General features: G+C 45.8%; 6 protein-coding genes. 5 read left to right on the forward strand and 1 reads right to left on the reverse strand.

Going from position 1 to position 11,898, the window contains the following annotated elements:
- Positions 1 to 73 precede the first annotated feature (73 nt).
- From HGH91_RS00625 to HGH91_RS00645, 5 genes are all read left to right on the forward strand, one after another.
- On the forward strand, positions 74 to 2,209 hold the full coding sequence (locus tag HGH91_RS00625) for an alpha-L-fucosidase (RefSeq protein WP_168736538.1): 2,136 nt from the start codon (positions 74 to 76) through the stop codon (positions 2,207 to 2,209).
- 2 nt (positions 2,210 to 2,211) lie between these two features.
- Complete coding sequence (locus HGH91_RS00630) at positions 2,212 to 2,934, forward strand: tRNA1(Val) (adenine(37)-N6)-methyltransferase (protein ID WP_168736539.1); 723 nt, start codon at positions 2,212 to 2,214, stop codon at positions 2,932 to 2,934.
- Positions 2,935 to 3,206: 272 nt separating this feature from the next.
- On the forward strand, positions 3,207 to 9,308 hold the full coding sequence (locus HGH91_RS00635) for a papain-like cysteine protease family protein (RefSeq protein WP_168736540.1): 6,102 nt from the start codon (positions 3,207 to 3,209) through the stop codon (positions 9,306 to 9,308).
- Positions 9,309 to 9,519: 211 nt separating this feature from the next.
- A complete protein-coding gene (locus HGH91_RS00640; protein ID WP_168736541.1) occupies positions 9,520 to 9,933 on the forward strand; it encodes a hypothetical protein in 414 nt (137 codons plus the stop codon).
- A 35-nt stretch (positions 9,934 to 9,968) separates the two neighbouring features.
- Positions 9,969 to 10,976: a M48 family metalloprotease gene (locus tag HGH91_RS00645; protein ID WP_168736542.1), complete on the forward strand. Its 1,008-nt coding sequence runs from the start codon at positions 9,969 to 9,971 to the stop codon at positions 10,974 to 10,976.
- Positions 10,977 to 10,979: 3 nt separating this feature from the next.
- On the opposite strand, the gene HGH91_RS00650 is transcribed toward HGH91_RS00645, so the two are convergent.
- The gene (locus HGH91_RS00650) at positions 10,980 to 11,897 is read right to left on the reverse strand and encodes a DUF4249 domain-containing protein (RefSeq protein WP_168736543.1); all 918 of its coding nucleotides are present in this window, start codon (positions 11,895 to 11,897) and stop codon (positions 10,980 to 10,982) included.
- Position 11,898: the final 1 nt, after the last annotated feature.

Raw genomic sequence — 11,898 nt, forward strand, 5'->3', positions numbered from 1 at the left:
GGGTAAAATCCTATTCCTTTCAGTTCCTGAATCGATTTAGCTTTAGGTTTGGCTATAACGTTTACATTTATCTATGAAGAAAATTTTTATCGCATTACTGGTGCTGGTAACCACGTTCCAGGCGGCCTCCGCACAGGAATCCACGGGACATACCGACTGGAGAAACCAGAAATATTCCATGTTTATTCACTGGGGAGCTATCTATTCCACGCTGGGAGGCGTATGGGAAGGAAAGCCGGTAACCCGGGGCTATAGTGAACAAATTCAGGCGCATGCCGGTATTTACAGCGATGTATATGGAGATGTAGCTAAACGGTTCCATCCCGAGCATTGGAATGCTGACTCGATCGTACTGCTGGCAAAAGCTGCCGGCATGAAATCGGTGGTGATGACGTCCAAGCACCATGATGGTTTTTGCATGTTTCATTCTGCCTATACCGACTATAACGTGGTAGACGCTACACCGTTTAAACGCGATGTATTGAAGGAATTATCGGATGCCTGTCAGCGGCACGGCCTGAAATTCGGGATGTATTTTTCGCTGATCGACTGGCATTTCCCACAGGCCTATCCCATCTCCAGTAGTAACAGTGACCCTATTACCCCCGAGCATCATGAGTATAACAAGAAACAGGTTACTGAGCTGATGACCAACTACGGGCCGGTATCAGAAATCTGGTTTGATATGGGTTCGCTCACCGCTGCCCAAAGCCGCGACCTGGCAGCGATTGTACATCGTTTGCAGCCGGGATGTATGGTGAGTGGCCGTTTGGGTAATGATGCCGGAGATTTTTGTGTGATGGGAGATAATCAATACCCCGATTATAAGATCGCTTCGGCCTGGCAAACGCCTGCTTCCGTATATGATGAAACCTGGGGCTACCGCAGCTGGCAGCAGCATGGTAAAGCAACTGACAAGGCGCATGAAAAACTGGAAGGGTTGATTAAAGTAGTAAGCCGCGGCGGTAACTACCTGTTGAATATCGGTCCCCGTGGCGATGGCTCGGTGGTAGATTTTGAAAGAGAGGTATTGCTGTTAAACGGCGCCTGGCTGCAACGTAATGGAGAAGCCATTTACGGTGCTTCCGCCAATCCTTTTGACACCACTTTCACCTGGGGAGAAGTCACCACCAAACCAGGTAAACTATACCTGCACCTGTTGCAAACCCCCGAAAATGGCAGCATCCTGTTACCAGGTTTAAGCAGTAAAATAAGCCAGGTAACTTTGTTGGGAGAGAATAAGAAAATAGCCGCCAGGATCAGCAGCAAAAATGGTAACACATATATCCAACTACCGGCAGGCTTCCAGTTAAAGGATAAAGATATTGAAGTACTGGCGTTGACCTGTAAAGAAGGTGTGCATATCACTCCGCTGCATTTGTTGTCGAACGCCCGTCGACTGGACCGGTACAATGCTGTTCCGCTGTACAGTTTTTCCGGTGTCGATTATGAAAGTTACTACCGCAGCCAGGTAGGCGATTCCTGGACGTTTACCGCCAGCAGGCCGGCCGCATTGAAATTGTTATACAGCGATGCGGAGAAAGGCCGCAGTATAGAGCTGACGCTAAATGGCAATACCCGCCAGGTATTGCTGGACGGCGGTACTGCTCAGCCACTGCAGTCTGATGCATCCAATTTACAGTGGGGACCAATGTACAGCGCCGGGCCTTTCTGGTCTGGTATAAACGGTGTACATGGAGATATAAAACAGATAGATCCTTCCAAACCATGGCCCAACCACGACAGTCAACCCTGGACGCTGCAGCCTGACTGGAAAAATGATGCCCTCATCACCTTTGACGGAGATAGGAGTATTGCCAAATATGTATTGCAGGAAATCACTGCTGCCAAAGCGGGTAACTACTTGGTAGGTTTTACCAGTGGAGATGGAATTGCGGTATATTTAAACGGGGAAGAGCAGGTATTGCATAACAACCCGGAAAGGGGAGGCGTAGCCAATGAAGTGGTATTGTTGTCGCTGAAGGAAGGCAAAAACCAGCTGCTGGTAAAGGCTTACAGCCGTTTTGCCAAACAGTCGGAAGTAGCTATCCGTCGCAATGTACCACAGGTAATGTATGTGCAGCCATTGGATGTGCAGGTGAAGGGAAATGGCAAGGTAGAAATCTGTGAAGTAAGAGAGGCGAACCCGGTATCGGTGCATCGTAATTTGCGTATGCCGAACCTGTCGCTGTTGATTGATTCAAAATAAGGATGGCAAATACATTTTTCCAGTTTAAACAATTTACCGTTCACCAGGAGCACTGCGCCATGAAGGTGTGTACAGATGCCTGTATACAAGGAGCTTTTACGGCGCAGTACCTGGCGAACCAACTAATAACGGTACCGGCTATACTGGATTTAGGCGCTGGTACCGGTTTGTTGAGCCTGATGCTGGCGCAGCATAGCCTGGCAGCCATTACCGCCGTGGAACTCGATCCCGGCGCAGCGCAGCAGGCTACCGCTAATTTTGCGGCTTCGCCCTGGGCGGACCGGTTAACCCTAACGCAACAGGATATACGAAAAATGAAACCTGGCGGAGGCTATGATTTTATTATCAGCAATCCGCCATTTTATGAAAGTGCATTGAAGAGTGGTCATGCCCAAAAAGACCAGGCGATGCATGCTACCAATCTTACTTACAGTGATCTGCTAACAGCGATCGACCGGCAGCTGTCGCCGGAAGGCGAGGTATCTGTGTTGTTGCCCTATGCTGTATTTGACACCTTCCGGGAGCTGGCGTTGACAGCCGGATTGCATTTGCGCGAGGTGTTATATATCCGGCAGAGTGTGAATCATGGTTATTTCCGGGCCGTAGGCATTTTTGGAAGAGCGGCAGCAGATACTGCGGTAACGGAAATGGCAGTGTATGATGCCGCGAAGACGTATACACCGGAGTTTAAGGCGTTATTGCAGCCTTATTATCTGTATTTATAGTTTATCTTTCCTCATCCCACTAAAGCTTCGGGACGAAGGGTATATTACCTTCCGTAGAATTACGCTGGCGGCATACCCTCCACTTACGTACTTCTACTGAATTTTTAATTTTGGTCGCTGAAAAGTTTGCTACCATTCACTAAACAATTAATTTTATTCCTTCATTACATAAACCCTTTAACACCAGTATATCGAAACCCCAGTTAATAACAATGCTTATACGTACATAGCAACCCCAATACACATATTCATAACCCCAAATTGAAAAATCAATGTTAACACTCCAAAAGTCGTTCCGCTACGCTGCGGACCCTGCTAAGCTGCCGTTTAGTAAAGTTCCCATTAACGTCGGCTATCCTGTATTCTCATTCAAGACTGGTGATACCAGTGGTCAGGTTACCCGGGAAAAATCAGGCAATGCCACTATTAGCTTTTCACAAGAGGTAAGTGCCACCACCTATTTTAGTGCGCTTCCGGAAGGCAGTATGTTCAGTACTGCCTATGATTTGCTGGCCAGGTTTTTCCAGCTTCATTTTAGTTCGTCGTCCATTACAGGCGTCACTTTAAATGACATCTCCGTCAGCCTGCAGGTAACCTATGGTGGTACCGGTAATGCTGCAGATGGCACTGTACTGGAAGGCATCTATTTTCTGAAAGACCTTGCTCCGGCACAACGATCGCTGCGACTGTTAAATGCAAATGCCGCCGACGGAAATGCGGAGATTTACATTAACAAGAACCTTTACCTAATCAACAAATCAGTGTACCTGAAATTCCTGGAGAAATTTGGAAATATTTCCCCCGACCAGGAAGGATTTTACCTGCTGTATGTGATTAACCAGCTGGCAGATCTCAGCGGACAAGCGCCTGTACTGCGCACAGATATCGATGATGCGCTGAAAACAAAGATAGCCGGCATATTGGGTGCGTTGGGTGTGCAGGAAACAAACATTAAACCGGTGATCGATTACACGATTGCCAACTTCGCACAACTGTTCGATTTTTCATTGCTGATGCCGGAGCTGAAAACAGTGGATATCAGCGGTAATTTTGAAGTAGTCAGTACCGACAATACAGATGTAGGGTTTACAGACCTGCTGCTCTTTGATCTGTCGGTGGAATATGCTTCTCATGTTGCTGATAACACCTCCCTGATGCAGATCCTGCATTTCGACTGGATGGCGCATAAAACAGATTTCCACAGTGGTAAAATCAAGTTCTCCTTTACCCAGGATAATCCGCTGTTGCAGAGCAATGTAGATGGCGTGATCTCCGTAAAAGTGAAGAATTTCGATAAAACAATTATCTGGTCAAAAGATTACCGGGTAGACGATGCCGCATTGGGCAGCCTCGCTATTTCAGTTCCGCTGCAACGCCCCAACGTAATTACCTCGGGCGATAAAAGCGGCAGTAAAGATGAAAACAAGCGCCTGAGAGGACAGCTGGTAGAACTAAGTAAGCAATGCGACCTGAAAGGAGTTACCGTACTGGTACAGGCGAAGAAAGCCGACGATCAGCCCTGGCAGATAGTAGGTGCCGCCGATGCAGATAGCGCCGGTAATTTTTCCATGGCCTATCCTTTCGGTGTGTATATCGCGGCGCAGGCGTTGGTGTCGCTGACGCCGCAAAGCCCGGTAACAATCGCCACAGATCCGGCCTCTAAAAATAACCAGTCCATTTCCGCAGACTTCCTGTACCTGCTGGTAAACGGGGCTGATTGTACCACAACTGGCGACAGTCATGGTGATGATGACTGCGCGTGTCATTCCGTAAAGAAATCAGGACGGCTACCTGGCCAGGAAGACCTGATCAACTCCGACCAGTATTCCCAGGACATTGGCGGTTCCTGTGTGAACCTGTCGACCCCCAACCGCACCTTAAGAGAATATAATTACCAGGCGATCGTGCGCACCTCCGATCCGGACGTATCCAATTATACGCTGCGTAAGCTGGAGAATGGCACCTTTGAACTGGTAGGTGATAATAAGAAGATCAAGCGTGCAGCAGTAGACCTGGACAACCCGGTAAGATGGCAGGATGCCCCGGATGCCGGAGACAATCTTTCTTTTTACCAGTCTGTTACCGTAGCTACCGGTCATATTCTGCATTATAAATCGGAGTTTAAAGCAGATGGATATTCCATGGGAGATCTCCTGTATTCCCTGGCGCTGGCCCCCGGGCAGAAAAAACAGATGGTAGTAATTGACGCCACGCACTCACTGTTAGGCGCCGAAAATCAATCTATCACACAAGGGGAAAGCCTGGCGGCTAACCTGCTGAATGACCGCTCTATCACCGATCAGCTGGGAGGCAATATCAACGAAGCCTTACAGGGCAGTAGCTCTGCTTCTACGAGTGGTGTCAGCGCCGGTTTAGGCGTTGGCGTTAGCTATGGCGGCATAGGCGCTTCCCTGGGCGTTGCCGGCGGTTATTCCAATTCCAATTCCAATGCGTCGCAAAATAGCTCCCGCAATGTGTCGCAATTCTTCGGGGAAAGGCTGCGCCAGTCTATTATGCAGAATGCAGAAAGCTACCGGAGGTTGAATGCCTCTGTGGTGAGTTCTGTACAGGAAGGGCAAACATATGGCGCTACTGCCGATGTAGTGGCCAATCATAACCACTGCCACGCGCTGACGATGATGTATTTTGAAGTATTACGGCATTTTGCCATCTACCAGGAGCTGGTGAATGTAGAAGAATGTGTGTTTGTTCCGCTGCTGATGACCAATTTTACGACCGATAATATCTTCAAATGGTCTGATATCCTGGCAAAGAACCTGTTGCCCATGTCTTCCAACACGTACCTGAAGCCATTCAGCTTTTTCTACGGAAGGCCGCAACATCCATTGCTGAAGGCATTTGATGCCAATGAAAGGATCAAAACGAACTACGCGCACGTAGATTACCCGACAGGATCTTACGACCAGGAGCCCATCAGCTTTGTAAAAGGAGATATTAATATCCGCACAAATCTGCAAAGGCCTAAAACCAAATACGACCGCATCAAGTCCTTGCCTATTATCACCAAAACGGTAACGAAAGAAGTAACCGACGCGCGCAGTATAGCTAAAAGCGCTATGCTGGGTGTTATGACCGGTGGCTTATCCTTTCTCTTTGGCTCTGATGGCTCCCATACAGAAACAGAAGAAATACTGGCGAAAGAAAAGATCTTCGATTCTTTCATGCAACTGGATGCAAACTACGAATATGTGCCGCCGGCAAAATGTATCCGGGTCGTAAATTTCGAGGCCTTTAGCATTAAATTCTCCGGTATCAACATCACTATTTCCCCCGTAGATTTTTTCCAGAACGGCATCGTAGATAAGAAGCTGTGGGACGCTTATGCTTCCATCCTGGGGTATAATAATACACTGGAAATGCTGGACTACTATTTCAAAGGCAGGCTCATATCCGAATGGGACGATATCTATTACAATGATATTGCACCGGTGGTTTTTGATAAGATCGTAGATAGCATCCGCCTGGAATATATCGGCACTGATATGACCAGCACATCCCGGTACAAGGGCGGTGAGCGTGTGATGCGTATTAATTTTGAAGGCACTACCAGCAAACGCCGGGTCGATTTTCCATTGACCATGAAAATGTTCTGCAACAGCCCGGTGGTAAAAACCTTAAAAGACCTGGTAACACTTACCGTGGAAAATGTGCGTATTGCCTATTCTACGCCTCACTTTAATGGATTGTTATACAGCGGCAGTGTTGGCGACGACCTGCTTGATGATACCCTGCTTTATATTCCTGAAAATGCGGACGAGAAAAAAGATCCCCGTAAAGAAGACCGCTACCTGGTGCAGAAGCTGATAGAACATCTCAACAGTAACCTGGAGCATTATAATAAAGCACTGTGGTATAACCTGGATGCAGACAGAAGGTTTATGTTGTTGGATGGTTTCAACATCCAGATCTTTAATGATTTCGGCATACCGGTAGGTTTCAGAAGCCTGGCATCGGTAGTCAAAAATCAGCTGATCAGTATTGTGGGGAATTCCCTTGTACTGCCCGTTGCGCCAGGCTATAAAGTGAGCCAGTCTTTCATCACAGAAAAAACCGGCGATGGTGTAGAGCAGGAAATAACCCTGTTGGATCATTATCAGCCCATTACGCCCGTGCCTCCTTACCGCATCAGCATTCCTACCAGGGGTGTGTTTATGGAAGCGGTACAAGGCGCCTGCGATGCTTGTGAGAAGGTGAAAGAAAACTCTTCACAGGATTGGAATAAGTTCCCAACGGATGAGCCATCACAAATTAATCCGATTACCCCACCAGTACCTACTGTTACCGACTGGAAAGCAGCATTCAAGGATTTTGCTACGCCTATCGTAAATATCCAGAATGCACCGGCAACACCGGAACCAGGTGCTGGTCTGGCAGGTATAACAGAACTGTTGGGCAAGGCAGGCATCTTTAAGGATATTACCGGCCTGGATGCTAACCAGCAGAATGCTATTAAAACCTATCTTTCCAACCAGGAAAATGCGAAAGCATTTGCAGAAATGGCGAAGAGCATGGCTATGCAGGGTCACAATACCGATAACTCTTCCAAGATCATGGATACCCTGAAAAATGCCAAAGATACAGGCGCTATCAGCAATGAAGATTACGGTAAGCTGGTGAAAGAACACCTGCAACAGCAGATCGATGGCGGTGCTACCAAGAAAGCAGAACTGGAAAAAGAAAAAGCTACGCAGAAACCTACCTTAACAGATGCTGCTGTAAAAGCTGCAGACCAGGGCAAGGATGTGAAAGCACAGAAAACGGATCCGGAAGGTAATATAGAATCCGTAGAAATCAGCAGCGGTGGCAAGAATGGTACCGTGCTGGCGGCTGTAGAAGGCGTTGTTCCCAAACTGCTGCAGGATAACAACCTTGCCTGTTGGGCTACTGCTGCTACGATGATGGTCAGCTGGAAGATGAAGAAACCAATGACAGTTCCAACCGTACTGGCACTGGCCGGCGATGAATATGTTGATAAATTCATGAACAAGCAGGGCCTGAAGTCTAGTGAGAAAGAGGCATTTATCGGTAAACTGGGTATGGTAGGAGAGCCTCCTGCAGATTATCCATTGCAACAGTATATCGACTGGATGAAGACTTATGGTCCGCTGTGGATTACTACCGATGCCAGTGTTGCCACTGGTATGTTCTCGCCTCATGCCCGTATCCTCACCAGGATTGAGGGCACCGGTAACCCGAACGGAACAGGTACTTACTTTATTTTCAACGATCCTGCCACCGGCTCAGAAAAATCACAGAGCTTCCTCGAATTCATCGCGGCATTTGAACAGATGGTAACGGATAATAAATCTGATAACCTGTTTGTACAGGTGGTACACTTCAAAGACAAAATTGATGATAGTTCCGAAGGGTACCAGATAGAAGGTCCGTGGAATATTAATAACCCTGTGCATGAAAATGTGACACTGGCAGCGTTGATCAAATCATCTGTTGGCGTTCCTACCACCACCAAAGTGGGCAGCGATCAGGCCGTGAATGAATTCTTCCGCGGCGTAATATGGAATGATGACCCGGCTATCCTGTTGTTTGATGAGAACAAGTATGACAACTGGGATTTCTCCAGCGGCATTATGTGGAAGAACAAGTTTGACACTGCCGGCAAGGCCAGTGCCAATGATCTGAAAAACCTTACCGGCAGATCCCACTACTGGGACATGCAGTTCCTGCACGGTATGGCAGCGGCGATAGGAGAGGATCCTAAAGATACGCAGGCCAAAGTTTTGCTGTGGGCGGAATTCATGTATAAACTGTCTATCAATGAAGGAATCATGGATACGGATACGTTGAAATCGGTGCCAGTCACCAGTAAGTTCGGTAGTACCACCTACTCCGTAAATTCGTTCTTTACGGCGGCTTCCGATCCACTGGAAACAGATACTATTAATACGTTGCTTAACCGCAATACAAAATGTGTATTCCTCAACAACTCCAGGAGGGCTATCGGATCCCTGATGCACCTGATCCAGGATTCCTTTGCCAAAGGGCATGTAAGAAGGGCACTGAAGAACCCCGGTGATCTTAAGCCAGGCACTACTGACCAATTCCAGCCTGGAAAATTCGGAGATTACGGAGACATCCAGAACTTCCATTGCTACAAAGGACAGAATCATGATGACCATGATAAATACGATAAGTATGATACCAGTCTTTTAGATACCAGCAAACTGGAAACCTTTAATGGATTGATCGGTGCGAGAAACGCGATCGATTTTTGTACCAGGTTGCTTAATTTTTGGAAAGCCAGAACACCGTATGCGAATGGCCCTAAAGTGATGTTTGAAAATGAAATATTCAAGCTCGCTCCCGGAGCTACTCCTGCGGATGCCACTGTGTAATATCAGTAGGTGTATTTTTAGTCCGGTTGAAAGCAGTGATGCTTTCAACCGGTTTTTTATATGTCTGCACATACGGAGGAATGGATGATTTGTAAATAATAATTATTTCTAATTGTTTATAAATCATATATTAAGATTCCCCGACTTTTTCCTGTTATAAAAAATTTTCATTTTATACCCGGATGGTTTATTTTAATAGAAAATTAACCCCATGCAAGAGATCACTGAGTATCACGACTTCATTGAAAGAATCGTCAAAAATGACCTTGACGAAATACAACAAACAATATTTAAAATAGACGGAGAGGAATTAATTGAGCAAATGTTCCTTACGCAAAACCCTCGTCCTGTTATTGAAGGGAAACCGCAGGGACTTGAATATAGCGCTGCTCCGGAATTGATAGACACTGTAGTGAAAAGCGTTGTTGACCTGGGAGGATTGCTCATTTCTACCTTTACTTTATACCTGCAATTTAAAAAGTATAAAGACGACGAGGCTAAAGAAAAGAAGAAAGAGATGGAGCAACTATGGAAAGATGAACTGATAAGGAATAATGTAGAGGAAGCAGCTGCTGAACGCCTGGCAAGAAAATATGTAGCAGATTTTGAGAGATTGTTAAAATAGATATTTTTCTATCTAACCCCTTATACCATTGTAAAATGCAAACAGATAGCGCACTATCAGCCGATCAACATCTCCCTGTATCTATTGAATATAACTGGCAGCATATCAGGGAGCAATATCAGAAAGATGTAAAAAAGCACAGGAACGGCGATATATATAATATTGTTATGATTATACTGGCCCTGGCATTCGGTTTTTTTATCGCTCCACAAGTAATTGCCGTTTCGGAAGCGCAGCGTAGTATGAATGAACGGACGGAAAATCAACTATACTATACAAATCATATTACAGTATCAGGAGATGATAGTATTTTTAAGGATAATGATTTGGAAAATACGATCCAGGCGGCTACCTGGATAATGCTACTGGTGAGTGTTGCCAGCGGAGTATCATTGTTATTGCTTTTCTATAATTCAAAAAAGTCCCGGCTCGATAAAGGGAATTACGTTTACCTGGAGAGGAGTGACTTTAAACCCATCTGGCAATTTATTGACGAGGCATTGCTGAAAATGGAGCTGGATCATTACAACGTCCAACTGTGCTATTTTAAGACCAATGCATTAGAAGCCCATGTATCTGTAAAAGACGAAACAATAACGTTATATCTGAGCAGAGGATTGATTAATTTATTTTCCACCAACGTTTTGTATTTTAAATCCATCTTGTTTCATGAGCTGGGGCACGTGCTGCAAAAAGATAAAAAGCTCTTACAGATTAGTAACAGGATATTTTGGTTTCCTGCCATATTATTTGTTATCGCATTCCTGATAAGTGCGTTTAATGGAAATTTTTTCAAATCTTATGTGGGAATGTTCGGCATAATTTTTCTCAGCTTCTCCAGGCTTTTTTTAAAGAGACGAAATGCCGAAATGCTTGCTGATACAGCTGCTTTGGCTTACCTGGAAAATACATCCATAAAGGACGTTATTCAAAAAATATTTACCCCAAAGATTTCTATTTGGTATCCAACTCAACAGGAACGTTTATTAAACATTGAAGGAAGGTTGGCAAAAAATAAGCTTGTAAGCACGGATGCCGAATAACTATTATTTCATCACGTGCTTCATGCTGCTCACCGCAAAACCACTGAAACAACCGACTACATTACTGCCCTTTATATTACTCTTCAGTACAACAGGGGTAGAAAACGGACCGCTGTTGACCCTTGCTTTATTAAAACTATCCCAGAAATCATATACAGGGCGTTCTATACTAACAAGATAGTAAATAGCCGTGTCGCCGATTGGCAGGGGCGCTGAATGTGTGATATGTATGGCTTGTCCGTTTACCAGTTCGTCTGTATTAGGCAGATACCTGTCTGTGCTGAGGGCGCCCCATCCAAAGGTGTTTTTAGTATAACGGTTGCCCCAGTAATAAATTTGTGCGTTGCCAAGTGTATCCGGGTCTGTATAGTGTACGGTAAGCCGGGCCAGTATCTTTCCGGAGTCGTCTTTAAATGGGGGGGTATTGGTAAGGCTGTCGATAGGTACCGGAATGGGTAAAGTGGTGATTGCGGTATATTTCCTGCCTTCGGCTACAATTTCAAGCAGATAGGCTTTCCCCGGTTTACCCAATAAGGCGTGAGAAGAATCGGTAGTAAGTTTGGGATCAAAGTAGGCGCCTGGAACATACAGGCCATGCATGCCCGGTGTTTTTCCTTCCTTCATCGTTACTTTACTGGCAGTGTTCCACTGATAGCCTTTCCCTTTTTCGAAATCACCTTCGGTGATGGTTACCGTTGCTTTTTCCACGGCGGTATTAGCGAATTGCGATTCATTGAAGTTGACTGTTTTTCCAATGATGACATAGTTGTAGGTGCGGAGACTGTTGTTAATATAAGCTTCTACCACCAGCATGGGAGGTGTTTTATCCAGGTTGAGGTCTATGTTTTTTTCGCAGGAATTACAAAGAAGCAGTAGCAGTAGAATAAAGATATAGCCGTTGCTGTAATTTGATTTTTTCATA

It is taken from the genome of Chitinophaga eiseniae (genome assembly GCF_012641265.1).
GTDB lineage: Bacteria > Bacteroidota > Bacteroidia > Chitinophagales > Chitinophagaceae > Chitinophaga > Chitinophaga eiseniae_A.

Bases quoted from the DNA above. Each gene is read 5' to 3' on its own strand.
- HGH91_RS00645 (WP_168736542.1), top strand. From the start codon at position 9,969: ATGCAAACAGATAGCGCACTATCAGCCGATCAACATCTCCCTGTATCT.
- HGH91_RS00635 (WP_168736540.1), top strand. From the start codon at position 3,207: ATGTTAACACTCCAAAAGTCGTTCCGCTACGCTGCGGACCCTGCTAAG.
- HGH91_RS00630 (WP_168736539.1), top strand. From the start codon at position 2,212: ATGGCAAATACATTTTTCCAGTTTAAACAATTTACCGTTCACCAGGAG.
- HGH91_RS00650 (WP_168736543.1), bottom strand. From the start codon at position 11,897: ATGAAAAAATCAAATTACAGCAACGGCTATATCTTTATTCTACTGCTA.
- HGH91_RS00640 (WP_168736541.1), top strand. From the start codon at position 9,520: ATGCAAGAGATCACTGAGTATCACGACTTCATTGAAAGAATCGTCAAA.
- HGH91_RS00625 (WP_168736538.1), top strand. From the start codon at position 74: ATGAAGAAAATTTTTATCGCATTACTGGTGCTGGTAACCACGTTCCAG.